The 23483-nt window shown below is 61.0% G+C and carries 29 protein-coding genes and 1 pseudogene; 10 read left to right on the top strand and 20 right to left on the bottom strand.

The features are described from left to right. Nucleotides 1-125 precede the first annotated feature (125 nt). The gene (locus ACFFNA_RS06225) at nucleotides 126-1136 is read right to left on the bottom strand and encodes a sensor histidine kinase (RefSeq protein WP_378916578.1); all 1011 of its coding nucleotides are present in this window, start codon (nucleotides 1134-1136) and stop codon (nucleotides 126-128) included. 512 nt (nucleotides 1137-1648) lie between these two features. After that, a complete protein-coding gene (locus ACFFNA_RS06220) occupies nucleotides 1649-2131 on the bottom strand; it encodes a DUF982 domain-containing protein (RefSeq protein ID WP_378916575.1) in 483 nt (160 codons plus the stop codon). 291 nt (nucleotides 2132-2422) lie between these two features. Between ACFFNA_RS06220 and ACFFNA_RS06215 the strand changes: the two are divergent. Next, a pseudogene (locus tag ACFFNA_RS06215) lies at nucleotides 2423-2827 on the top strand (host attachment family protein). 83 nt (nucleotides 2828-2910) lie between these two features. Next, nucleotides 2911-3414 carry a hypothetical protein gene (locus ACFFNA_RS06210; RefSeq protein ID WP_378916573.1) on the top strand — a complete coding sequence of 168 codons (504 nt, stop codon included), beginning with the start codon at nucleotides 2911-2913 and terminating at the stop codon, nucleotides 3412-3414. A gap of 78 nt (nucleotides 3415-3492) precedes the next feature. Here the strand turns inward: ACFFNA_RS06210 and ACFFNA_RS06205 are convergent, their stop codons facing one another. Next, nucleotides 3493-3795, bottom strand: a complete 303-nt coding sequence (locus ACFFNA_RS06205) for a hypothetical protein (RefSeq protein ID WP_378916570.1) — start codon at nucleotides 3793-3795, stop codon at nucleotides 3493-3495. 441 nt (nucleotides 3796-4236) lie between these two features. Between ACFFNA_RS06205 and ACFFNA_RS06200 the strand changes: the two genes are divergently transcribed. Beyond that, nucleotides 4237-4440: a hypothetical protein gene (locus ACFFNA_RS06200; protein ID WP_378916568.1), complete on the top strand. Its 204-nt coding sequence runs from the start codon at nucleotides 4237-4239 to the stop codon at nucleotides 4438-4440. 95 nt (nucleotides 4441-4535) lie between these two features. Then, on the top strand, nucleotides 4536-4751 hold the full coding sequence (locus tag ACFFNA_RS06195) for a hypothetical protein (RefSeq protein WP_378916565.1): 216 nt from the start codon (nucleotides 4536-4538) through the stop codon (nucleotides 4749-4751). 1048 nt (nucleotides 4752-5799) lie between these two features. Here ACFFNA_RS06195 and ACFFNA_RS06190 read toward each other — a convergent pair. Beyond that, on the bottom strand, nucleotides 5800-6234 hold the full coding sequence (locus ACFFNA_RS06190) for a hypothetical protein (RefSeq protein ID WP_378916563.1): 435 nt from the start codon (nucleotides 6232-6234) through the stop codon (nucleotides 5800-5802). Nucleotides 6235-6349: 115 nt separating this feature from the next. Here ACFFNA_RS06190 and dusA point away from each other — a divergent pair, with 115 nt between their 5' ends. Continuing rightward, nucleotides 6350-7348: a tRNA dihydrouridine(20/20a) synthase DusA gene (gene dusA / locus ACFFNA_RS06185; protein WP_378916561.1), complete on the top strand. Its 999-nt coding sequence runs from the start codon at nucleotides 6350-6352 to the stop codon at nucleotides 7346-7348. Nucleotides 7349-7364: 16 nt separating this feature from the next. Here dusA and ACFFNA_RS06180 read toward each other — a convergent pair whose 3' ends face one another. Together ACFFNA_RS06180 and ACFFNA_RS06175 are read right to left on the bottom strand one after the other, a co-directional pair. Continuing rightward, a complete protein-coding gene (locus ACFFNA_RS06180; RefSeq protein WP_111548231.1) occupies nucleotides 7365-8069 on the bottom strand; it encodes a TIGR02281 family clan AA aspartic protease in 705 nt (234 codons plus the stop codon). A gap of 13 nt (nucleotides 8070-8082) precedes the next feature. Beyond that, complete coding sequence (locus ACFFNA_RS06175; RefSeq protein WP_378916559.1) at nucleotides 8083-8316, bottom strand: DUF1289 domain-containing protein; 234 nt, start codon at nucleotides 8314-8316, stop codon at nucleotides 8083-8085. A gap of 199 nt (nucleotides 8317-8515) precedes the next feature. Between ACFFNA_RS06175 and ACFFNA_RS06170 the strand changes: the two genes are divergently transcribed. Next, the gene (locus ACFFNA_RS06170) at nucleotides 8516-9514 is read left to right on the top strand and encodes a nicotinate-nucleotide--dimethylbenzimidazole phosphoribosyltransferase (RefSeq protein WP_378917325.1); all 999 of its coding nucleotides are present in this window, start codon (nucleotides 8516-8518) and stop codon (nucleotides 9512-9514) included. A 32-nt stretch (nucleotides 9515-9546) separates the two neighbouring features. On the opposite strand, the gene ACFFNA_RS06165 is transcribed toward ACFFNA_RS06170, so the two are convergent. Beyond that, nucleotides 9547-11067 (bottom strand): sensor histidine kinase, encoded by a 1521-nt coding sequence (locus ACFFNA_RS06165; protein WP_111548229.1) that lies wholly within the window; start codon nucleotides 11065-11067, stop codon nucleotides 9547-9549. A gap of 74 nt (nucleotides 11068-11141) precedes the next feature. On the opposite strand from ACFFNA_RS06165, the gene ACFFNA_RS06160 reads away from it, so the two are divergent. The 4 genes from ACFFNA_RS06160 to ACFFNA_RS06145 all read left to right on the top strand — a co-directional run bounded on the left by ACFFNA_RS06160 (nucleotide 11142) and on the right by ACFFNA_RS06145 (nucleotide 13691). Then, the gene (locus ACFFNA_RS06160; protein ID WP_111548228.1) at nucleotides 11142-11762 is read left to right on the top strand and encodes a thermonuclease family protein; all 621 of its coding nucleotides are present in this window, start codon (nucleotides 11142-11144) and stop codon (nucleotides 11760-11762) included. Nucleotides 11763-11813: 51 nt separating this feature from the next. Continuing rightward, nucleotides 11814-12425: a glutathione S-transferase gene (locus ACFFNA_RS06155; protein WP_378916555.1), complete on the top strand. Its 612-nt coding sequence runs from the start codon at nucleotides 11814-11816 to the stop codon at nucleotides 12423-12425. Further along, nucleotides 12365-13090 carry a uracil-DNA glycosylase family protein gene (locus tag ACFFNA_RS06150; protein WP_378916552.1) on the top strand — a complete coding sequence of 242 codons (726 nt, stop codon included), beginning with the start codon at nucleotides 12365-12367 and terminating at the stop codon, nucleotides 13088-13090. Before ACFFNA_RS06155 ends, ACFFNA_RS06150 begins: the two co-directional genes overlap by 61 nt. 109 nt (nucleotides 13091-13199) lie before the next feature. Beyond that, on the top strand, nucleotides 13200-13691 hold the full coding sequence (locus ACFFNA_RS06145; protein ID WP_006205209.1) for an Lrp/AsnC family transcriptional regulator: 492 nt from the start codon (nucleotides 13200-13202) through the stop codon (nucleotides 13689-13691). Nucleotides 13692-13705: 14 nt separating this feature from the next. On the opposite strand, the gene ACFFNA_RS06140 is transcribed toward ACFFNA_RS06145, so the two are convergent. From ACFFNA_RS06140 to moaA, 13 genes are all read right to left on the bottom strand, one after another. Beyond that, nucleotides 13706-14275 (bottom strand): DUF3299 domain-containing protein, encoded by a 570-nt coding sequence (locus ACFFNA_RS06140; RefSeq protein WP_111548225.1) that lies wholly within the window; start codon nucleotides 14273-14275, stop codon nucleotides 13706-13708. Nucleotides 14276-14321: 46 nt separating this feature from the next. Continuing rightward, nucleotides 14322-14903, bottom strand: a complete 582-nt coding sequence (locus tag ACFFNA_RS06135; protein ID WP_378916542.1) for a GNAT family N-acetyltransferase — start codon at nucleotides 14901-14903, stop codon at nucleotides 14322-14324. Continuing rightward, a complete protein-coding gene (locus ACFFNA_RS06130; RefSeq protein WP_111548223.1) occupies nucleotides 14863-15567 on the bottom strand; it encodes a DNA alkylation repair protein in 705 nt (234 codons plus the stop codon). The genes ACFFNA_RS06135 and ACFFNA_RS06130 overlap by 41 nt, the downstream gene beginning before the upstream one ends. 8 nt (nucleotides 15568-15575) lie before the next feature. Then, complete coding sequence (locus ACFFNA_RS06125) at nucleotides 15576-16445, bottom strand: NAD(P)-dependent oxidoreductase (protein WP_378916540.1); 870 nt, start codon at nucleotides 16443-16445, stop codon at nucleotides 15576-15578. Nucleotides 16446-16555: 110 nt separating this feature from the next. Further along, nucleotides 16556-17425 (bottom strand): ABC transporter permease, encoded by an 870-nt coding sequence (locus tag ACFFNA_RS06120; protein WP_378916538.1) that lies wholly within the window; start codon nucleotides 17423-17425, stop codon nucleotides 16556-16558. Beyond that, nucleotides 17422-18141, bottom strand: a complete 720-nt coding sequence (locus ACFFNA_RS06115; protein ID WP_378916536.1) for an ABC transporter permease — start codon at nucleotides 18139-18141, stop codon at nucleotides 17422-17424. The genes ACFFNA_RS06120 and ACFFNA_RS06115 overlap by 4 nt, the downstream gene beginning before the upstream one ends. A 75-nt stretch (nucleotides 18142-18216) precedes the next feature. After that, complete coding sequence (locus ACFFNA_RS06110) at nucleotides 18217-19002, bottom strand: ABC transporter substrate-binding protein (RefSeq protein ID WP_111548219.1); 786 nt, start codon at nucleotides 19000-19002, stop codon at nucleotides 18217-18219. A 157-nt stretch (nucleotides 19003-19159) separates the two neighbouring features. Further along, a complete protein-coding gene (gene mobB, locus ACFFNA_RS06105; protein ID WP_378916533.1) occupies nucleotides 19160-19669 on the bottom strand; it encodes a molybdopterin-guanine dinucleotide biosynthesis protein B in 510 nt (169 codons plus the stop codon). Then, nucleotides 19666-20298 (bottom strand): molybdenum cofactor guanylyltransferase MobA, encoded by a 633-nt coding sequence (gene mobA, locus ACFFNA_RS06100; RefSeq protein ID WP_378916531.1) that lies wholly within the window; start codon nucleotides 20296-20298, stop codon nucleotides 19666-19668. Before mobA ends, mobB begins: the two co-directional genes overlap by 4 nt. 44 nt (nucleotides 20299-20342) lie before the next feature. Then, nucleotides 20343-21263, bottom strand: coding sequence for a DMT family transporter (locus ACFFNA_RS06095; RefSeq protein WP_378916528.1), 921 nt, complete (start codon nucleotides 21261-21263; stop codon nucleotides 20343-20345). Between the two features lie 121 nt (nucleotides 21264-21384). Next, nucleotides 21385-21744 (bottom strand): hypothetical protein, encoded by a 360-nt coding sequence (locus tag ACFFNA_RS06090; RefSeq protein WP_378916526.1) that lies wholly within the window; start codon nucleotides 21742-21744, stop codon nucleotides 21385-21387. A 115-nt stretch (nucleotides 21745-21859) separates the two neighbouring features. After that, nucleotides 21860-22333: a hypothetical protein gene (locus ACFFNA_RS06085; RefSeq protein WP_378916524.1), complete on the bottom strand. Its 474-nt coding sequence runs from the start codon at nucleotides 22331-22333 to the stop codon at nucleotides 21860-21862. Between the two features lie 56 nt (nucleotides 22334-22389). Beyond that, nucleotides 22390-23385: a GTP 3',8-cyclase MoaA gene (moaA, locus tag ACFFNA_RS06080; protein ID WP_378916522.1), complete on the bottom strand. Its 996-nt coding sequence runs from the start codon at nucleotides 23383-23385 to the stop codon at nucleotides 22390-22392. Nucleotides 23386-23483 lie beyond the last annotated feature (98 nt).

The following is a 23483-nucleotide window of genomic DNA, read 5'->3' as shown; positions in this document are numbered from 1 at the left end:
AGCGGCAAGTTTACGCGACCTGGTCTCAACTTGAAATGGCCAGCAGCCAGTTCTTCCGCCTCCATGGCGTCGTGGGCAGGTCGGTCTCGATCACCCAGCTTCGGCCTTTGAAGGCGAGCGCGCAGTTATTGCGCGAGGCGCTGCGGCTGGACTTTCAGCGTGACGACCAAGCCCTGTTTTGACCAGTCATAAGCGATCGAGCCGCGCAGATGCCCCGTTACGCTGCGCTCGACCAACCTGCTGCCGTAGCCAGGCGGACCTGCAGGTGTCTCAACGAGCGGTCCGCCACTTTCTGTCCAGACGACGGTGACGGCGTCATCCTGCGCCGAGCACGATACATCCAGCGTCCCTTCCTCAGCCGACAAGGCACCGTATTTGAGCGAATTGGTTGCAAGTTCATGGATGATAAGCGCCAGGATAGTTGCCGATGATTCCCCGACGCTCATCCTTGGTACCGACACCCTGATGCGGCCGCTGAACGCTCCCAGATCGTCATAAGGCGCAAGCAGGACCGTGAGCAGGTCGCCAAGCAGCGCCGAGGCGGCCTCGGTCTGTCCGGGAACCGGCCGCACCAGATCATGGGCCCGTCCCAAGGCAGTCAGCCGCTGTGTAAGCTCGCGCGCCATGTCATTGGTGGTGGTCGTCGAACGCGAGGTAATGGCAGTAAGGCCGGAGGCTATGGTGAGCAGGTTCTTGACGCGATGGCTCATTTCGCCGGCCAGAAGCTCGCGGCTTTCTTCCGCCTGTTTGCGGCCGGTCACATCAATGAAGATGCCGAACATCAGCCGCTGGACGATCCCTTCGTCGTCGCCTTGACCGCGCGCCGAAATCCATTTGAGTTCGTCGCCGATCATGATCCGGAAGTCGATCTCATAGGGGCCGACAATCGCTCGCGTGGCGTTGAAGGCCGCCCGCACTCGGTCGCGGTCGGCAGGATGGATGTGGGCAGAAAGGTCTTCAAACTTGACGTCTGTCGTGCGCGGTATGCCCCAGAGGTCATAAGCGCGGTCATCCATGGCCAACGCATCGGTGTCCACGTTCCAAGACCACAGGGTCACGCCTGCCGCTTCGACGGCTCGGATCAGGTTCTTGGGTTCCCAAAGGAGGGGTTTTAGATGTTCCGCGGTTGTCGTCATGGAAACTCGCAAAGGGTCGAAGGACAAACTCTGATGCTGCAAACCAGAACTGGCGGTTCCATTAGCTTAATTCATCCAGCATATGAGAAAAATCGCAGATCATATGCCGAGTGTTAGCGCCGCGATCCCGACATATGCACGGCGGGTTCGCCCGCAGTCTCAAATCAAACTTGGTGCTCGCGCCAAGGTGGCGATGCGGGTCCGGTCACGCCTGCTTGAGCGAAAGCCGGCGCACCCTTAACAAGGGCGATGAAAATTCACTGCCGGTATACTTGGTCAGTCAATGAACGGCTTTCCTGGCGGTCGTTGAGGCACCTGACGTGACTGCGAGCGCAACGCGTTTCGACCCGGCCGAGGGAACCTCGGCGTTCAACAATCAAACGGCTAAGTCACTGCACGACGACATCATCAGGCACTGAACGCCAACCTACCTAAGTTGTGGGGCTGTCCAGCATCCTCATCATCAGCCTAACCGGCGCGTTCCTTCCGGAAGATTGCCAGATTCCGGCGTTTCAGCGCTGAGCCTTCAATATTTTGGCCTCTCGCAGCAGTGATCCACGATCAGTACCGACCATATCGATCAGCTCGCGCGCCTGTGCTTCCGTAATCCCGGTTTCGCGCGCCAGGAAACGGATGAGAAAGTCTTCTTGCTCCTCCCTGTGCCCACGATCCCGTCGTTTCTCGTCGGCGATGTATGAGGATTTTGGCTGTTCTACCGAACGCGGCGATGGAGCGTCCTCATTGTGATGCACGCCTTGCACGGTCAGCCCTGCCTCCTCCGCAGCCGCCAAAAACGCCTGCCGGGCATTTTCAACATCGTCCTCCGAAGCCAGTGAGCCTGTGCATGCCTGCAACGCATCTCGGTATATCGAGCCGTGCTCTTCCGGCCACTTCTCCATCAGTAAGATCGCAGCCTCGGACGCACTGGACAGCTTGCGAAGTTCCCCATTTGGCAACTCAACGGTCACTGGGACCCTGAAAAAAGCATCGTGCATCGCGTCACCCCTGTCCCCACCATCTCTCAGCGAACGGTGCGCGACAACATTCGTTCCAACGCAACCTGTAATGCGGCCTATCCGACATCAGGCAGCTGATGCCCGATCTCACAATGAAGCCCCATGCTGTTTGGGGGCTTGCGGCCGGTCGGCGGGGCCCCTAGTCGGCCGGGCATCGACGAAAGGCCCAGACCCAAGCATCCACTGGCGGCTTGGGCGTTAAGAGTGACGGCAGCAGGCCTCCAAACCAATTAGCCAAAGGACTGACGCAATTTTCGGAGAGCATTTCACATGGATATTCCCAAGGGCGTGACCGTTGCAGTCGCTGATGGCGAACGGTTGAACTTATTTCGCAACACAGGAGACGAGGCCAATCCAAAGCTGACGGCCTCGGTGGTCGACGACGTGGCAAACGAGAACAAGGGATCCGGCGCGCGCCATTAGAGCAGCGCCGCGAACCCAGACAACAGTCAGATCGAAGAGGACAGTTTCGCAGCCGGAACCGCCGAGCTGCTCAACCGACAGGTCCTCGGCGGACAAATCGCCAGCCTGATCATCGTCGCGGCTCCTCGAACACTTGGCGAACTGCGCAAGCACTATCATCAGAAACTATCGGACGTGCTGATTGGCGAAATCGCCAAGGATCTCACGGGCCATTCGGCCCAGGAGGTAGAGAAGGCAGTTGCCAGCGCCTAGACGCATAATCGACAGAACTCAAATCTGCATCGCGCCTGCGCTATGATCGTCCTCGCGCCTGCGCCGAATTGAAGGACTTTATCATGACAAAATCCATTGGATGGCTGGCCGCAGCAGTGCTTTGCATTGGAGCGCCTGCTCAGGCCGCTGACGGCGCCTTTCTGAAATCGTTTGCCGGAAGCTGGGCTGGCAAGGGCACGGTCAAGGTCGACGCCGATTCCCAACCCATCAAAATCAACTGCAAATTTGCATCTGACGCAACGGAAAGCTCTTTGGCGCTTAACGGCAAGTGTACAGGTTATGTGGTCTTCTCGCGGGCGATCGGCGCCAACGTGAAGACGGATGGCAAAACCTATACGGGCATATACACCGGATCGAGCGCGGGTCCGGCTGGCCTCAGTGGCAATCGCTCAGGCAACGCACTGGTTCTCGGCATCCATGGGGCAAAAGAAGTCAATGGCGACCGTGCCGCCCAGCTGACGCTGGAAAAAGTTGGCGAGAATGGGATGCGCTTGACGACGATCGATAAAGACCCATCGACCGGCAAGACCATTGTAATCAGTCGGATTGATCTCAGCCGCTCCTAGCGTGTTTGGCTGGCCAAGCCCCGTCGCCTCGGTAGTGGGAAGACGGGACTGACGCCGGTCTGCCCAACGCGCCGACTATTATGTGAGCTCGTAATAAAAATCGCAAATCAGATCCGCGACTTTCACCGCTTCAAAGTCAGTCATATGCGCGGCTGTCTCGACAGCCACGGCCTCCATATCATCCTGATCGATCGCCAGAAGATCCAGTATCTTTGCAAACTTGATCTTGAGCTCCCGGTCACCATCGAATTCATCGATAGTGACGTGCAAAATGTTCACATTTGCGTCGATCAATCGCGTTTGTATGGCGTCGGCAGAGGCTGCTAGCGTGCGAATTGCCGCGAAAAAGTGCTCTCGCGCATTGGCATATTTATCGTCCATTTTGATACCTTCAATTTGAAAAGCTGCGCCTTGGACGTGATGCGCAATCCGGGACTTACGCGTTTGGCACAGGCCGAGTCAACAATGGCGGGCTTCCCGTACTGGTCAGTTCTAAATTCAAGGCTTGCGGATTAACAGCCGGGTTTCTCGCATGAGCGATGACCAATTTGCGCGACCCGGAAGCTGACAAGCTCGCGAGCTTCCGCTTCAGTAATGCCTGTTCCTTTGACAAGACGGGGAACTACGGGCCGTCCCTCGCTCTTTTGCGAAACGGGTTCGTCAGCCATCGGGTGGCCCTACCACAAGGGGTCGGTTCATACGTCTTTGTTAATAGACGCGTCTGGCCGATTTTGTCTAATGGGCCGTCGCCTGCTTTCGAACGGCATAGGGGCGATTGAAAGAGTCGATCGCTTTCGCCCTAGCGCAAAAGGGGAGTTGGCCATGCCATTCACGGGAATAGCGGAACCGGAACAGCTTAGCATGCTTCGCCAAGCTCTGGAGGAGTATTGCCTCACCCATGGTATTTCGGACGAGCAGGGCCGTGACGATGCCGCTTGGCTGGTCATGTCAGCATTTGCGAACGGCGCGAATAGCCTTGAGGAACTGTGGGCGGCGCTTGAGACGGGAGAACGTCGCCAAGCTTAGGCGTTACGCCTCTTATGGCCAAAACTCTTGGAACGGCTGGACGGTGTGCAAGCCTGCGGATAAAATGCTGTTGACCGACAGGATATGCAGCACCGATGGACAGCAAGCGGCTCGACCACAAACTGGACTGCAAAGCGTGCGGGACGATCCTGATGGACATCCCGAACAACGCAGAGGAGCACACGGCCATTCATTGTAGCCAGTGTGGCGCTTATCTCGGGGAATGGGGAGAACTGCAGGATGATTTTCACAAGCAGGCCCGAGACACGCAGGCCTTCGACCTGAACCACGGCAATATCGTGAAGAAGTAGTCCCATCGGACGTATTTTCGCTTCTGGTCGAATTTGCCGCGGCGAGCGCGCCGATGCGTGCCTCACAGCGCAAATGCATCAAGTGACCATGGTCTGAGCTTGGTCCAGAGAGTAGCTGACGGCAGCCCTATGGGCTGTGGAATGACGACGCATCAACGTCTCTGTCAGCCATCAAGAGTCTGCCAGGCTCTTGCAACTTCAGCCGCTGGAAACAAGCGGAAGCCTTCATAGACGTAGAACACTCGGCGACACACGGCACTGCGACTTCATGCAGTTAAATGAATGCCTATCAACCATTCGCTGGACGAAACACAGCTTTGCCAGCCGCTCTGCGGTGCGATGTCCATCTGGTAGATGCCGGGGCAGTGGGCGTCGAGCCAATCCCCGTGATCTTGGCAGGATCCTGGAAACGCTTGCTCAGTGCCATGAAATGGCGCCTCCGCCGAATACGTGGCGCGGAAAATCCTTCGCGAAGTAACAGGCGAGGCGCTTTCAAGATGAACCTTACGACCGGCAGAGCGTTCTGTGGGTTCTAAGGAGAGATCGCGATGGGCGTTTTTGGGCTAGCGTTTGCGCTGGTTTTGTTGTTCGCCGTTCTGCTGGCCGTCACAGCACATCGGGATCTTCAGAGTTCTCCCATTTTTCATCGCCTGCGGCGTCGGCGAACCGACGCCGGACATGACGAATAGTTGTGCTGGGGCGACCTTCGCCCCTGATTGCCGCCTACTTCAGAGCGGGGCCGCCCCGCTCGCAAGGGGGCATTGGCCCGTCATCTTCTGAACTGATCCCATCCGCCCCGCTCGACGCGCAGCTCAGCTCCGCTCGCCGGGCATTCACCCCCTCTCTTCTGCGCGCTCACGCGCCCCTGGAAGGCATGCCGAGCGGCATGCCTTCGGCATGTAACGGGAAAGAAATAGAACCATGACGATCAATGAAACGAGTGGGATGGCCGCAACTGGCGAGGGCGGCACGGAGGTATTCATTCCGCTGAACAAAAAATGGCCACGCAACGCGCGCAAGACTTCGAACAGCGAGGCGGGGCCCCATATTACCACGTCGCAAAGAGGCCCACCGCAGCCACGGCCATGACCGCAGTGGCAAGCCAGCCGACGAGCGTCACCGGTCCGGCACCTTGAGCGGCGCGCTCGCGGCCGAAACGAATGAGCCGCTCGCGATCGAGAGCTGCCATATTGCACTTCCCAAGATGTCTTCGCAGCATGTCGAGTGTCGCGGCCTTGGAGCGGAGAGGGGACTTGCCTACATCGCACATGTCGTCGATATGAAGGTCGATGAGTTCGCCGAAGGTCTTCAGGCGCGCTACACGGGACGTTGTCGGCGTCTCGCCACGATCGACTTGCCGTTCGGCATCGGTTGCCCAACGTCGTGCGTCGTCTCGGCGCAGGAAGGTCTCACTGACGTAGCGACCCTTGCGACGGACTTGGACACGCCATGAACCGGACGAGAGTTTTGTGTAGGTGGCCATTTTCTCGTGTGCGCTCCGTGTGCACTGAGAGATCGAAACGTGGCGAAACGGGTCGTATTCTGGCGTAAATTCGTGTGCACTCGGCAGGTTCTAACAATTTGATGTTAAAGAAAAAATGCTGAAAAATCAAGACCATAGCCTGGCTATTGCACCTATGATGGACTGGACGGACCGGCACTGCCGGTTCTTGCATCGCCAGTTGACGAGCCGTGCGCTGCTCTACACCGAGATGGTGGTGGCCGATGCGGTCATCCAGGGCGCCCGCGAGCGACTGCTTGGCTTCGATGCGGCGGAACATCCGGTCGCGCTGCAACTCGGTGGCTCGGATCCACGCAAGCTTTCCGAGGCGGCGCGCATCGGCGAGGCCTTTGGCTATGACGAGATCAACCTCAATGTCGGCTGCCCGTCCGACCGCGTCCAGTCGGGCACCTTCGGCGCCTGCCTGATGAAAGTGCCTGATCTCGTCGCCGGCTGCGTCGCCGCGATGAAAGCGGCGGTGACGATTCCCGTCACCGTCAAATGCCGCATCGGTGTCGACGAGCAGGATCCGGAGCCGGCGCTCGATGCGCTGGCGGACGGTGTTTTCGAAGCCGGCGCCGACGCGCTATGGGTGCATGCGCGCAAGGCGTGGCTGGAAGGGCTGAGCCCCAAGGAAAACCGTGACATCCCACCGCTTGACTATGGCCGCGTCTATCGGTTGAAGGCCAGAAAACAGAACGAATTCATTGGGATCAATGGCGGCATTCAGTCGATCGAAGAGGCGCGGGCGCATCTCGACCATGTCGACGGTGCCATGCTTGGCCGCGCCGCCTACCACACGCCCGGCATTCTGGCAGGCGTCGACGCCGCCTTCTACGGCGTCAAGTCCGACGCGTTCGATTTCGGCGTGCTGATCGATGCCATGGCAGACTACGCGGCCCACCATATCGAGCAGGGCGGGCGACTTGGCCATGTCACCCGCCATATGGTCGGTCTGTTCCATGGCTTGCCCGGCGCGCGCCGTTACCGCCAGATCCTGTCCACCGACGCGACTCGGCCCGGCGCCGGACCGGACGTGCTGAAGACGGCTTTCGCCGCCGTCGAGTTCGGTGGAGCGGCGGCCGAAGCGGCCTGAGGCGTTCGGGTCGGGGTCAATCCCTGAGGATCATGCGGTCGCCGCGCACATCGAAGCCCGACAACGAGCCGATGAAGTTCATGCCGAGCAGGCTCTGACTGAGCATGCCGGGTGCCGCGATCATCACCGGCATGTCCCTGCGCACGATGCCGCCGATCGCCAGTTGATCGGTCTTCACGGCCGCAGCGCGCGCCATGCCGTTGGCGGTCGAAACCGGTATGGTGTAGTTGAGCGCCGCTGGATTGAATCCGGATGCCTGGGCGTCCTCGGAGGTCAGCACCGTGCTGGTCGCGCCAGTGTCGACCACGGCCCGCACCGGGTTGCCGTTGACCAGGATGCGCGCTTCGAAATGGCCATTATCCGCCTTGTCGAGCGTCACCGTGGCGTGGCCGTCCTCGACGCCCAGAGCCAGCGGGCTGCCAGGAACGAGGCCCGCGGTCACCCGGCTGGCGACATCCTGCAGCTCGTAGCGATACTGATAGCCGGCGATCAGCGCGAGCGCGATGGCCGCCCAGGCGCCGAGGTTGCGGGCCATGGCGCCCAAGGGCCTGCCCGAGCGAAGCAGGCCGGCGCCGATCAGGGCGCCGAAGGCGCCAAGCCAGATCAGCCGGCCAAAGTCGTAATTCTCGACGCCGAGCGTGCTGCCGCCGGAATCGTTGAGCATGAGCAGGACTGCTCCCACCCCGATCATGGCAATCAGTATCCAGAACAGCCGGTTCATCTGTGTGCTCGCCTCACGAAAGCACGTCGCGTTCGCGCGCCATGCGGGTGCGGCGCGTTTCCCGGCGCGGCCGACGCTCGACCGTGTCCAGCCGGGCAGGCAATTCAGCCATGACGGAGCTGCGCGTTTCCGGCGTCATTGCGATCCAGGCGCCGATTTCCTCGCGCGTGCGGCCGCAACCGAAACAGAAGCCGGTTTTCATGTCGATCGAACAGACCAGGATGCACGGGGATTCGATGGCCGTCACGTCTTTCTCTTGAGGGTTTCCATCCGGAATCCCTTGTTCCATCTCCACATGGTGCAACCGCAAAGCCAATGCAAGCCCTCGCGATTGCGCCCTTCTGGGCGACCTTTGCGGCAAATGCAGGAGCATGATCCAAGAGGTTGTGCCAACCGCGCAAGGCGGCTATGCCGCTCACCAACTCCAGGGAATGATCGCCGACGACATGACCAGCGCGCTGCCTTTCGATGATTTTCGCAACCTCTTGGCCAATTTGCCAGCAGCCGACACAACAGCCGAAGCCCGTGTGCGCACGCTGTTTGCCAAGGCCGACAAGCCCAGCAATTCGCTTGGCCGTATCGAGGACATCGCCGCCTGGCTGGCCGCATGGAGTGGCCGTGCTCCACCCGCGGTGACAAGACCGCTGATGGCGGTCTTTGCCGGCAACCATGGCGTTATCAGGCATGGCATTTCGCCACGGCTGGTGGCGGCGACCGCCAACGCGGTCGAGCTTTGTGCCGCCGGTGGCGCTGCGATCAACCAGATCTGCATCGCCAATGATCTCGGGCTGAAGGTTTTCGATCTTGCCCTGCACATCCCGACCGCCGACATCACCGAGGATGCCGCTCTCGACGAGCGCGGCTGCGCCGCCACCATGGCCTTCGGCATGGAAGCGATCGCCGGCGGCACCGACCTGCTTTGCCTCGGCGATCTAGGCGTCGGCAACTCCACCGTTGCTGCTGCCTTGTTTGCGGCGCTGTTCGGGGGCAGGGGCGCCGACTGGGTCGGCCCGGGGTCGGGCGCCGATGCGGCGATGCAGGCACGCAAGGCGGAGGTGGTCGATGCGGCGATGGCCTTTCATGGTGGCCATCTCGGCGACCCGTTTGAGGCGCTGCGCCGGGTCGGTGGCCGTGAGTTCGCGGCGATTGCCGGCGCCATCCTCGCCGCACGGATGCAGAAGATTCCGGTGCTGCTCGACGGATCTGCGGCAACGGCCGCTGCGGCGGTGCTCCATGCCGCCAACCCCGCAGCGCTCGACCATTGCCTTCTTGCCAGCCTGTCGCCAGAGCCCGCGCACGCCCGCGCCGCCGAACGCCTCGGTCTTCAGCCGTTGCTCGATCTGGGCATCAGCCACGCCGAAGGGACAGGGGCCGCTCTTGCCGCAGGTCTGGTCAAGGCGGCGGCGCTGACCAGTTCGGGCATGGCGGCGGCTGTTCGGGGTTAGGCGCCAGGCACGCCGTATCCGGGCGACGTCTGCTACCGCCGCCGCGCCGCCACCGCCGCGGTCGGCAGCGCGGGCAATTCCTCCATCACCCGGCTCAGCGGGAAGATGGCGATCGCCTCGGTGCCTTCGCGCAGCTTGGAATGGAGTTCGAACTCGCCGCCATGCATGGCCAGCAGCCCTTGCACGATCGGCAGGCCGAGCCCGGTGCCTTGCTCGGCGCTCTTGATGGCGATCGAGCCCTGGCCGAAGGCCGACAGCACCACCGGGATTTCGTCTTCGGGGATGCCGGGACCATTGTCCTTGATCGAAATGTACTGTCCGCCACCGGCCGTCCAACCGACGCGAACGCGGATTTCACCGCCGGTGGCGGTGAACTTGATAGCATTCGACAGAAGGTTGAGCGTGATTTGCCGCACTGCCCGCTCGTCGGCGAACAGGCGCAGCAACTCATGCTCGAAATCCTGGACGACGCGGATATCCTTGTTGCGCGCCCTCAATTCCATCATGTGACAGCAATCCTCGACGATGTTGAGCAGCATCACCGGCTCCTCGTTGAGCTGGTAGCGGCCGGCCTCGATGCGCGACAGGTCGAGGATCTCGTTGATGAGGTCGAGCAGATGCTGGCCGGATTCGTGCACATCATGGGCATAGTCGCGATAGGTGGGATTGCTCATTGGTCCGAGCACTTCGTTCGACATCACCTCGGAGAAGCCAAGAATGGCGTTGAGTGGCGTGCGCAGTTCGTGACTCATCGAAGCGAGGAACCGCGATTTCGCGAGATTGGCGTCTTCCGCCCGCCGCCGTGCCTCGTCCGACATCGATTTCGCCGTCTCCAGTTCGGCGACCAGCGCATCCTTTTCCGAGCGGAATGACAGCAGCATCAGGGACGCGCGGTTGAGGTGGCGAGCCACATAGACGAAGAAGGGCAGCGACACGACCAGCAGCCCAGCCATGATCGCCCCGACCGGCATCCACAGCTTGACGCCGGCATAGGCGTAGAGCGCCACCGGAACGGCAAAGGTCGCCAGCAAGGCGCCGCTCAAGGATGAGGTCATCACCGCGGTCGCCGCCATGGCGACCAGCAGCACCACCGCCTTGACGACATGGAACTGGTCGACCTGGCAAGTGCTGCAGCCAAGCCAAACGAACCAACCCCAGCCGAGCCCGCACAGGAAGTGGCCGATCAGCAATTCTCTTTGTGTTCGCAAGGGGTTGAGATCGGAAGCTTCAGTACGCTCAATGCGCCGTGCCATGAAGGTAACGATGGTGTAGCAGGCGAGCGTGAACAGTGCCCAGAGCCCGATTTCATTGCCGACGCCGGTGAACCGGCCGGCTGCCGCGATCGCCAGGACGAGCAGCGGGATGGCGATGGCGCCGCTGGTCATCGCGCGGGCATGGAGCTTCAGCAGTTCGCGATCGAAATCAGGATTGCCGGCCTGCTGCGAAAGACGGTCGCGCGTCTTGCGCACCGCGCGCGCGACATCGCTGTTGCGATGAGGTTTCCGGCGGTCCACAATGAACTTGTCCGCTGTGTTCGAGCGTTGCAAGGGCATGAAACTTCAATTTATGCGAGCAGCGGTTTCCAAGTGTTAAGCTACGTTCGAATGATTAACCAACCGTTTGCCATATGAGACGTTCATGGGGCCCGGGGCCGCGCCGGCGATACGTTGCGCCACCCCGAAGCCTGTGGCGCCGGCTGCTGGATTACGGGCTTACCGTCATCATTCTCGGGCTGCTGATCCTGCTGGCGGCCCGTCTCGACAGGGTGGAGACACGCAAGACCGAGGGTGCGGCAATCGTCAACGATGGCGATTCGATCACGCTTGGCGCCGAGCGCATCCGCATGCGCGGCATCGATGCCCCTGAGTATACGCAGACCTGCCGCAGGAATGGCGCCGACTATTCCTGCGGCACGCTGGCGCGCCAGTCGCTGGTGCGGCTGATCGCCGGCAGACCCGTCTCCTGTACCGGCTGGCAGCGTGATCGCTACGGCCGGCTGCTTGGCGACTGCACCGCCGGCGGCAAGGACCTCAACCGTGCGCAGGTGGAGGCGGGCTGGGCGGTTGCCTTTGGCGACTTCAAGAGCGAGGAGGCCGTCGCCCGCGCAGGAAAGGCTGGCATCTGGGCGGGTACGTTCGACCAGCCGCAGGACTGGCGCGACAGCCATCACGGCGAAGTCGTTGAGAGAAAACACGGCACGCTGGCGTCGATCGGCGATGCCGTGCGCGAGATTTTTCGGTTCTGGTGAAGCCCGTAAGGGGCTGAACCCTATAGTTATTGGGAAACCGGGAGGATGGGAATGAAGTTGTTCGATGGCGGCCGCGCACCCAACCCGAGGCGGGTCCGCGTTTTCCTGGCCGAGAAAGGCATCGCGGTTCCGCTGGTGCCCATCGACATGGGCGCGCTGGAGCACAGGAAGCAGTCGGTCAGTTCGCGCAACCCTTTGCAACGCCTGCCGGTGCTTGAACTCGACGACGGCACCATCCTCACCGAATCCGTTGCCATCTGTCGCTATTTCGAGGAGTTGCATCCCGAGCCGGCCCTGTTCGGGCGTGGCGCGCTCGGCAAGGCGCAAGTCGAGATGTGGCAGAGACGGATGGAATTCAACCTGCTCAGTTGCGTCGCCCAGGCCTTCCGTCACATCCATCCGGCGATGAAGGAATGGGAAATTCCGCAGATTCCCGAATGGGGCGAGGCCAACAAGCCCAAGGCCGTAGAATTCCTCAGGCTGCTGGACGATGAGCTGGGCAACCGGGAATTCATCGCCGGTGACAGCTACTCGATTGCCGACATCACTGGCCTGATCGCCATCGACTTCATGAAGCCGGCACGCATCAAGGTGCCGGACGAATGCGCCAATGCGTTGCGCTGGCATCAGGCAGTTTCCAGCCGACCGAGCGCCGCCGCCTAGCCATGATCCCGAAAAATGGAAGCCGGTTTTCGGACGAGATCATGGTCAACGAGGATGCGCTCGAAAGCTTCGCCGCGACGGTTCGCGCTTGCCGCATCTGCGTCGAAAATCCGATCGGCAAGCGATTGCCGCACGAACCGCGACCGGTGCTGCGACCATCGTCCAGCGCCCGCATCCTGATCGCCAGCCAGGCGCCGGGAACCAAGGTGCATATCACAGGCATGCCGTTCACCGATGCCTCCGGCGACCGCTTGCGCAGCTGGCTCGGGGTGACAAGCGAGGAATTCTACGACATCGAGAAATTCGCCATCGTGCCGATGGGCTTTTGCTTTCCCGGCCAGGATGCCAAGGGTGGCGACTTGCCGCCAAGGCGCGAATGCGCGCCGGCCTGGCGCGCGCCCTTGATGGCCTTGATGCCACGGATCGATCTGGTGCTGACGATCGGCATCTATGCGCAGTCCTGGCACATGGGTGCGGCGCGCCGGCCCTCGCTGACGGAAACGGTGATGGACTGGCGAGCCATCTGGAATGCGCCCGGCGGTCACAAAGTGCTGCCACTGCCGCATCCGTCGTGGCGCAACAGCGGCTGGCTGAAGAAGAATCCATGGTTTGAAATGGATTTGCTGCCATTCCTGAGATCGGAAATCCGCTATCGTCTCGATTGACCTTTCAGCAAGAAATCACTCGCTTTTTGCTCAATTGGCAGAATTTCTTTCTTGTGAAAGGTCCTGATAAGGCGGAATATAGCCAATCTATTCCCCCGGAGAGAAAAAGATGGACCGCCTCGATAGAAAAATTCTCCGCCTTTTGCAGGAGGACGCGACACTCGCGGTCGCTGACGTTGCCAAGAAAGTCGGGCTGTCGACGACACCTTGCTGGCGGCGCATCCAGAAGCTTGAGGAAGAGGGCGTCATCAAGCGGCGCGTCGCCATCCTCGACCATGAAAAGGTCAATGTGCGGGTCACCGTCTTCGTGTCGATCCGCACCAATTCGCACAGCCATGAATGGCTGCGGCGGTTTTCCGAGGTCATCCAGGAATTTCCCGAAGTGGTCGAGTTCTACCGCATGAGCGGCGATGTCGACTATCTCCTGCGCGTCGTGGTGCCCGACATCGCCGCCTACGATGCCTTCTACAAGCGGCTGATCGCCAAGATCGAGATTCGCGACGTGTCGTCGTCCTTCGCCATGGAGCAGATCAAATACACGACCGAAATCCCGCTCGATTACATGGTGCTGGACAAGGAATCGGGCGCCAACGCCGCTTGAGCTGACGGGACCGATCAGTTCTTTTTCTTGTTGAGGAAACTCCAGGGTGAGTTCACCGGCAGCGTGATCGTGTCAGGCACGCTGTCGACGCTCACCACATCGGCCTTGCGCACGGTGTAACCGGACTGGATGACGCTGACGCCATCGAGAATGAACAGCTGGCTTTTCTCCATATCCGGCTTCAGCGCACCGGTAACCGAGACCGGCTGGTAGGCTTCCGACATCTTGTAGGGGCGAGCCGGCGTGACCAGCACGATCTGGTTGGGCGGCGGCGTCGGCATGTGGCTGCAGGCGCCGGTCCACGGCACCAGCAGGAACTGATAGACAAGGTCGCCGTCGCGGTCGACCGGCAGTGCATAGCCGGCCAGCTGAATGGTCTTGTCCTGCAGATCAAGAGACAGCGTCTCGCCATGGTCGGGCAATTTGGCCGCGATCATCGGCAGCCCGACGTTTTCGGCGGCGGTTTGTGTCGCCGGGCGCAGATCCTTCCAGAATATGTGTGCGGTCTCGGCCGAGGCATCGGTGGCAATGGACACAAACAGCGCGGCTGCGAGCGCTATGGTTGATCCGATATGGTTGTTCATTGGCCGCTTCCTTTGGTCTGGAGTAAAGACGCCGCTACCAATGACGTCAACGCTCGAGCCGCATCACATGTCGGCGAGAACCGGCCATGCCAATCTCGTGGAACCCGCGCGCCGCAAACATGTCGCGAAAACCCATGAAGCTGTAGCTCGGCGATGCCTGGTCGACCGGATAGGCCTCGATCGTGCTGGCCCCTTTGGCGAAGGCGTGGTTGATGGCCGCGTCTAGCAGTGCGGCGGCCAACCCGGCGCCGCGCAAGGCGCTTGGCACGTAAAAACAAACGATCGACCAGATATCGGCCTCGCTGTCGTCCTGTTGGCGTGAAAGCCTGCGATAGGCCTGGCGTGGCGCGACCGAGCACCAACCGACGGTCTTGCCGTCAAGATGGGCGAGGATGCCGACCGGCGTGCCGGCATCGACAATCGCCATCATGGCCCGCTTTTTCTCGTCGTTGTGGACATGCTCGCGGCTGGGCAGATGGCGCCAGGCCATGCACCAGCAATATTTCGGTGCGCCCGGCTGTTCGAACAGGTTTTCGAAATCGGCGCGTGTCGAGCGCGTCACTTCCGTGAAGCGGATTTCACGTCCGTCAGCTTTTCCTGGCGGCGAGGCGCTCGAGCGTCCTGGCATCCGATAGTTCCTTCACAGCATCCTTGCCGATCCAGCGCGCCGTCTTGTCGGTCGATTGCGCGAGCCTTTCGGCGACAGCAAGGACAGCACCGTGCATTTCCATCGATCGTTTGCCGATCGAACGAAGGGCCCAGTTCACGCCCTTCTTGACGAAGTTGCGGCCGTCGGTGGCATGCGCTTCGATGATCGGCAGGAAGGCGAGAAAGGTCGCCTCCGGCTCTTTCTTCCGGTGGACGACAGACCAGGCCATCATGGCAAAGGCCGTGCGTCGAACGAATTCCCGTTCATCGGCCGCGAACTCGCCGATCAGTTCTTTCCAGGCGTCGGTGTCGACGAAGAGATCGGAGACGCCATCGACGATGTCCCAGGAGTCGAAACTCGACGCCCATTGCCTTGCGTCCGCGGCAGAAAACCGCTTCGGGTCGGCCGTGACGGAAGCGATGAACTGCGCCTCCATGATACCTGTCTGCCACAGCGCGAAAGCGCGCTCATGGTTGCGCTTGATTTTCCTGGCAATCTGCCGCTGCACGCCGTGCGGGATGCCGAGCGCACGTTCGATCTTGATGCCATAGCGCAGCATGCCACGGCGATTTTCCTCCGAGCCGATCGAGCGCAGATGCGCGACGATTTCGTCGGCACTGGACTGGGGCGAAAGCTCGGCCATCGCGACCCCTATTTTTCCAGGCGCGCCAGCAGCGAGGACGTATCCCAGCGCTTGCCGCCCATCGCCTGCACATCCTTGTAGAATTGATCGACAAGTGCGGTCACCGGCAGCTTGGCGCCGTTGCGGTCGGCCTCGGTCAGGCAGATACCGAGATCCTTGCGCATCCAGTCGACAGCGAAGCCGAAATCATATTTGCCGGCATTCATCGTCTTGTGCCGGTTCTCCATCTGCCAGGAACCGGCAGCACCCTTGGAAATCACCTCGATCACCTTCTCGATGTCGAGCCCGGCCCTCTTGCCGAAATGAATGCCTTCGGCCAGACCCTGGACGAGGCCGGCGATGGTGATCTGGTTGATCATCTTGGTGAGCTGGCCAGCACCTGCCGATCCCATCAAGCCGACCATGCGGGCATAGGCATCGATAACGGGCCTCGCCCTGTCGAAAGCTTCCTGCTCGCCGCCGACCATGACGGTCAGCACGCCATTCTCGGCGCCGGCCTGGCCGCCGGAGACCGGCGCATCGAGAAACGAAAAGCCACCCGCTTCCGCGGCCGCGGCCAGTTCGCGTGCGACCTCGGCCGAGGCCGTGGTATTGTCGATGAAGACCGAACCTTTCTTCATCGATTTGAAGGCACCTTCGGGACCTGTCGTCACCGAACGCAGATCGTCATCATTGCCGACGCAAGAGAAGACGAAATCCTTGCCCATGGCCGCTTCCGCCGGTGTCAGCGCCAGGCTGCCGCCATGCTGGCCAACCCATTGCTCGGCCTTGGCCTTGGTGCGGTTGTAGACGGTGACGTCATGGCCCCCCTTGTTCCTGAGGTGCCCGGCCATTGGATAGCCCATCACGCCAAGACCGAGAAATGCCACAGATGCCATGAGCTTGCCCTTCAGACGGAAACGGAATTTGCTGCGAAAGCTCTAGGCCCTACGCCCAATTCGTCAAGACGCCTGTGGGCTGATCGACTGGTGCAGGCAGATGGAATCAGTCAGCGTTTCAGGTGGATGGTGATCCGGCGCTCGATCCATTCAACGCCATGGCGCAATATCTCGACCATGACGAGGTAGACGACGGCGACCCAGATATACGCCTGAATGTCGAAGGAGTTGGCGAAGGCGAGCTTTGCGTTGCCCATCAGGTCGTAGACGGTGATGATGGCGACGATGGCCGAAGCCTTGATCATCAGGATGAGTTCGTTGCCATAAGGCCGCAAGGCGACAATCAATGCTTGCGGCAGGATGATCTTGCGCAGCGTCTGCAATTTGTGCAGGCCAAGGGAAGCAGCACCTTCCCACTGGCCCCTGGGCACGCTCTCGATGGCGCCGCGCAGGATTTCGGCCTGGTAGGCGGCGGTGTTGAGCGCAAAGGCAAAGACGCCGCAGTTGAATGCGTCCTTGAAAAAATCCCAAAGCGTGAATCGGGCGAGAGTCAGCCCATCGCTGAAGACCGGAAGGTAGATGCCGTACTCGCTGAGTTGCGGCCGGAAAGAGCCGACGCCGTAATAGACGAGAAAAGTCTGGACCAGCAGCGGCGTGCCACGGAAAAAGTAGACATAGCAATAGGCGAGGCCGGACAGGATCCGGTTGCTGGACATTCGGCCGTAAGCGACGGGGACCGACAGTATCGCACCAAGCACCATCGCTATGGCGACCAGCGACAGGGTGACCCCAAGCCCTTTCAGATAGGCCGGCGCATACTTGGCAAAGAAGGCGGGATTCCAGGCAAGAACCAGATAGGCAACGATGCCCAGCCCGAAGGCCATCCACATGCAGACGAGCGCATAGCCTGCGATGCGGGGACGCGGCCAGCCCCGCGCCCGGGGCGGTGGCCGTTCGACCATGGTGGCTGTGGCGCTCATCGTTGCGCCTCCCGTCGACCGAGCGAGCGCAGGATGGCGCTGGTGGCGAAGGACGACACGACTGCCAGGCCGAGAAAGACCAGGGCCGCCACACTGTAAAACATGAACGAGTGCTTGGTGACGCGAGCCGCCACACCGGCATTGCGCAACGTCTCGGCGAGACCGACGACCGACACGAGCGACGTGTCCTTGAGCAGACTAAGCCAGCAGTTTTCGAGCCCGGGAAATGCGATGCGGAGCAGCTGCGGCAAGATCACCTTGCGCATGGTCAGCCAGTTGGAAAGGCCGATGGCATAGCCACCCTCATACTGGCCTTTCGGTATGGCGCGGAAGGCCGACAGGAAAACCTCGCTGGCATAGGACGAGAAGATCAGCGCAAGCACGATCATGCCGGCGACGAAGCTGTTGACATCGATGGTCGCTTCGGGCCGGAAATATCGGATGAGGTGCTGCAGCAGAATTGGCATGCCGAAGAAAAACAGGAAAAGCGTCACCAGTTCCGGCAGGCCACGGAAGACCGTGGTGTAGATGTTGGCGGCAAGGCGCAGCGAAGGTTCTTCGGACTGTTTGGCCAGTGCTATGAAAAAACCGATCGTCAGCCCAATCGGCAGTGTTGCGAGCGCAAGCGCCACGGTGACCAGTGCGCCATAAGCGATATCATCAAGCCAGCCATCGGGTCCCCAACTGAGAAGTGTCCATAAGCTCTGGGCTGGCATTGACTGGTCTTGTCTCCACGGCGATCACAGAAGACCGGAAGGCGGCGGGAGACCCCCGCCGCCTTTGTCATATTATCAGGATTCGGCGCCGAAGACGTCGAACTTGAAGTACTTGTCGTTGATTTCCTTGTACTTTCCGTTGGCGCGAATAGCATCGATGGCCGCATTGAACTTGTTGACGAGATCGGTCTCGCCCTTGCGTACGGCAATGCCGGCGCCCGGTCCGAAGATGTCGACCGGTTGCGGCGACGGCTGGCCGAGAATCTTGCAGCATGCGCCATCAGGCGAATCCAGCCACTGCTGAAGCACAACAATATCGTCCTCGATGGCGTCGAGACGACCATTGGCAAGATCGGCCTGCTCCTCGGGGCTGCTCGGATAGCCCTTGATGGTGCTGTCGGTGTAAGTCTTCGAGGCATAGTTGAAATGCGTGGTCGTGGTGGCGACACCAATGGTCTTGCCGGCGAGATCTGCCTTGGTCACGCCTTTCAGCGTGCTGTCTTTAGGCACGGCCAGGGCCGACGGCGTGTTGTAATATTTGTTGGTGAAGTCGACCTTCTCCTTACGCTCCGGCGTGATCGACATCGAGGCGACGATGGCGTCGAACTTGCCGGCCTGAAGAGCGGGGATGATGCCGTCCCAATCCTGGGCGACGAAGGTGCACTTGACCTTCATCTGGTCACAAAGCGCCTTGGCGATGTCGATGTCGAAACCGACGAGCTGGCCATCGGCGGTGAGGTTGTTGAAGGGTGGGTAGGCGCCTTCGGTGCCGATCCTCAGGGTCTTTTCCTGGGCCTGGGCTACGCCGAGCGTCAGCAGCGCAGCCGATGCGGCAAGCGCGATACGCAGTGCAATACGCATGATAGTCCTCTCTTTACGGTCCCGGCCGTCGTTCCTAACGGCTCTGTGGGGCGGTGCTTTTGACCGCCCGCTGGCGCGATACTCCCACTCTTTCCAAGAAAAAAGCAACTGCAAAACCACAAAAATGGGCAAGACTATTCTGCCGCTGCGTTAGCTCTCAAGCAACGAGCCCGGTGGCCCGCTCAATGAAGTCGGCTATTGATTCGACGTCGTTGAGATCGAACACCGGCAGGGGCTCGCGTTCGGCCGCAAAATCGGCGGCGACGGCGACGATGTTCGGATCCGTTGCTGAAAGCGGCGTGCGGTCCTTCGCGTCCAGCCGGCGGGTTTCGATCTTGCGGTGGGCTTCGCGCTTGTAGCCTTCGACCAGCACCAGATCGCAAGGGGCAAGCCGTGACAGAATCGCCTCAAGTTTCGGCTCATCCTCACCGCGCAGTTCGTGCATCAGCGCCCAACGATTGCCGGACACGATCGCGACTTCGGTGGCGCCGGCCTGCCGATGGCGGAAGCTGTCGGCGCCCGGTTTGTCGATGTCGAAGTCATGATGGGCGTGTTTCACCGTCGACACCTTCCAGCCGCGCCGGACAAGTTCGGTGACCAGCTTTTCAGTCAGTGTCGTCTTGCCGGAATTCTTCCAGCCGGTGATGCCGAAGGCGCGTCTGTTCATGGCTTCATGCTTTGCAACAGACGTTCGGCCTGAACAAGATCGTCAGGCTCGTTTATGTTGAAGAAAGGGTCGACTGGTTGGCCTGCGGATAGCGGAACCGGAAATTCCACCTCGACAAAATCATGCCGGTCGATGAAGGCCGAAACCCGCCTGATATCCTCATCGACCAGAAAGTGCCGCAAGGCGCCGCGACAGTCCATCGGCCACAGCGCGAAGGTCGGGTGCCGCTTGCCGGCCGAGCAAGCCACGGCAATCGAACCGGAACGTTGATCGGCGGCGGCCGCCAGCCGTTCGACAAGATCCAGCGGCAGGAAGGGCGTGTCGCCGGCAGCGGTGACGATTGCCGTGCAAGCCGTGTTGGCGGCTGCCCATTCGAGGCCGGTCAGGATTCCGGCAAGCGGTCCGGCAAAGCCCGTGACGGTGTCGGCAAGCACCGGCAGTCCAAAGCGGGAAAACCTCGCCGGATCGCCGTTGGCGCTGAGCGCCAGACGGTCGATCTGTGGGCCAAAGCGCGACACGACTTGGTCAAGCACACAACCGCCGCCAAGCGGCAACAGGCTTTTGTCGCCACCGCCCATTCGTCTTGACTGGCCGCCGGCCAGAATGATCCCCGCAACATCTCGCTTCATGCCATCGAGCGTGTACGCCAGCCGTCGGAAATCACAAGAGCCGGCTAGATTCCGTCCGGGACCATGGTTGGCCCGGTGCTTTCGGCGACGATCTTCCGCCGGCCGACGACCCGCTCACGGTAGAGCGCATAGAGGCCGGAGCCGATGATGATCGTGGCGCCGACGATCATCGGCAGATCGGGGACGTCGGCGAAGACGAACAGGCCAAGCAGGATCGACCAGATCAGGGCCGTGTAGCGGAACGGCGCGATGAAGGAGATGTCGCCCGCTCGCATCGCCATGATGATGAATTGGTAGCCGATGAGCACCAGCACAGCGGCCAGCGCCAGCAGGGCCGTGCTGTTCCCCGTCATCGGCGTCCAGCCCCCCATCGGCGAAAGCAACGCGGCTCCCAGGACTGTCATGGCAAGCGCGGTGGCGGTCGACACCAGCAGCGTCGGAATGGCCTTGGGAATCCGCTTGGTGGCGAGATCGCGTACCGCACAACATACAACGCAGGCCAGCGCCACCAGCGAGTAGACGCTGAACCCCTCAAAACCTGGCCGCACGATGACCAGCACACCGGCAAATCCGATGGCGATGGCCAGCCAGCGCCGCCAACCAACGCCCTCATTGAAGACCAGTGCCGCGCCCATCGTGACCGCCAGCGGCAGCGCCTGGAGGACAGCCGAGACACTGGCGATCGGCAAATGGGCGAGCGCGATCAGGAACGTCACCGTGCCGCCGGCTTCGCCGAGGACGCGCAGCGCCACCATTGGGTCCAGCATCGAGCGTAGCCGGACAAGAGCACCGCGCTGCCAGGCAAGCGAGCCAACGAACAGGGTCGCAAACGCTCCCCTGATCAGCATGACTTGCGCCATGTTCATCGATTGCGACGAGTATTTGGTGATGGCGTCGTTGAGGGTGAAGCCGGCCATCGCCACCACCATGAACAACGCGCCGCGAAGATTTGGAGAGAGGGGCAAGACGACTACCGGTTCTGCTTTGCATCAAGCCTGTAGCAGTCGGGCATGAAACAGCAACAGCAAAGGGCTGGGCCACAGGATCGTCCGTGGCCCAGACTATCGCCGGCAACAGCGGCAGACCTTATTTCTTCGGTGTCAGCACCTCGGTGCCGTTGCCTTCCTTGCCGGCGATCGTCCACAGGCCGTGCAGCGAACCGTCGTCCATCACCTTGTAGACGACGAGGCCGATGTCCTTGTCCATGACATAGCCGGTGGAGAAGGCGTCATCGTTGCGCATGCAGATGCCGTCGGAAGATGAGCCGCCCGTCTCCCAGTGGATCGTGCAGGTCGTTGCGCTGGTCAGCGTGATGGTTGCCTCGCCACCATAAGCCGAGCCGTCGAAGTTGGTGCCGGCGACGGTATAGGTGCCGCCGATCGACTGGGCCGCGGTGGGCAGGGCCGTGATGCCGAGCAATGCAAGAGCAAGAACGAGTTTGCGCATGTTTTAATCCCCCACGGAGCGAAAATCGCGATGTGCAGGCTAGGGCGCAACAAGCCAACGGTAAATCCGGCCGGCGCCTGCGCTCAGCAATATTGTCGTTGTGTGGCGGAAATGCTCACCGTGCCTTGAGGCTGCCGGCGATGGCGCCGACAAGCGGATCGTATTTCGATTTCGAGGCGAGCGGATATTCGATCCAGACCGTGCGGATGACGCCATCCCGGCCGAACAGGCGTCGCTCGTAGAAAATGTTCCCATCCTTCAAGCCCGACAGCACCGCCCAGTCCTTGCCGGCCTTGCTGTAGGTGACCTTGTAGCCGGGTTCACTGCTGGCTTTCTCGGCCGCCACGAAACCCTTGGGCGTGTCATCGTCGATGTTGAGGATGCCCGAGCAGATCAGGCTGGCGCCATCGGCACTCAGCCATTGCTGGCCGTCACCATTGTCCGGTTCAGGCTGGCGGTCGGTGAAGATGTCGTCGGGAAAGGTGCAGACGGTGCCGAAGCGTTCATTCACATAGGTGAATGGCGCGGCAACGGCGTTGGTCGCTGCAATTGTTGCGATAACCGCCAGAAATGAGGAACGACTCAGCATATCTCGCCTCGAAGCCAATGACCCGGAGGCGATCCTGCATGAATTTTGCGAAAAGGTCAGCCGCCGGTGACGCTCATATGCCGCGAAACGGAAGGGCGGCTGGTGCGGCGGTCGATGATGAAGTCATGGCCTTTGGGCTTGCGGCCGATCGCTTCGTCTATTGCCGCGGCGACCAGTTCATTGCCTTCGGACGCACGCAAGGGCGCGCGCAGGTCGGCGGCATCCTCCTGGCCGAGGCACATATAGAGCGTGCCGGTGCAGGTCAGCCGGACGCGGTTGCAGCTTTCGCAGAAATTATGCGTCATCGGCGTGATGAAGCCGAGCCGTCCGCCGGTCTCGGCGACATGCACGTAGCGAGCCGGGCCGCCGGTCTTGAAGGGAATGTCAGTCAGCGTGAACTGGCGTTCCAGCGACGCGCGCAGCAGCGACAGCGGCAGGTATTGATCGGTGCGGTCGCCCTCGATCTCGCCCATCGGCATGGTTTCGATGACCGTCAGGTCCATGCCGCGGCCATGCGCCCAGCGCATCATCTCTGGCAGTTCGACGTCGTTGAAATCCCTCAATGCCACAGCGTTGAGCTTGACCTTCAGCCCGGCAGCCTGTGCGGCATCGATGCCTTGCATGACCTTGTCGAGATGGCCCCAGCGGGTGATCTTGTGGAACTTGTCGGCATCGAGCGTGTCGAGCGAGACGTTGATGCGCTTGACCCCGCAATCGGCAAGCTCGGCGGCGAAGCGCGACAGCTGCGAGCCGTTGGTGGTCAGCGCCAATTCTTCCAGCGCGCCGCTGTCGAGATGCCGCGACAGCTGGCGCACGAGGTGCATGATGTTCTTGCGAACCAGCGGCTCGCCGCCGGTGAGGCGCAATTTCCTGACGCCTTTTTCGATGAAGACCGTGCACAGCCGGTCGAGTTCTTCCAGCGACAGCAGGTCCTTCTTCGGCAGGAAGGCCATGTCCTCGGCCATGCAATAGGTGCAACGGAAATCGCAGCGGTCGGTGACCGACACTCTGAGATAGCTGATCGTGCGACCAAAAGGATCGATCATGTTCATGCTGCAAGCAATTCCCTTGGCCCTGAGCGGCATCGTTATATACCGCTATGTGATACGATCCGGCCGGCCATTCAAGATACCGCGTCTCGATCTTTGGT

The sequence above is a fragment of the Mesorhizobium kowhaii genome (assembly GCF_042431665.1).
GTDB lineage: Bacteria > Pseudomonadota > Alphaproteobacteria > Rhizobiales > Rhizobiaceae > Mesorhizobium > Mesorhizobium kowhaii.
The sequence above is the reverse complement of the archived record's forward strand: the minus strand, read 5'-3'. Positions and strand labels throughout refer to the sequence as shown.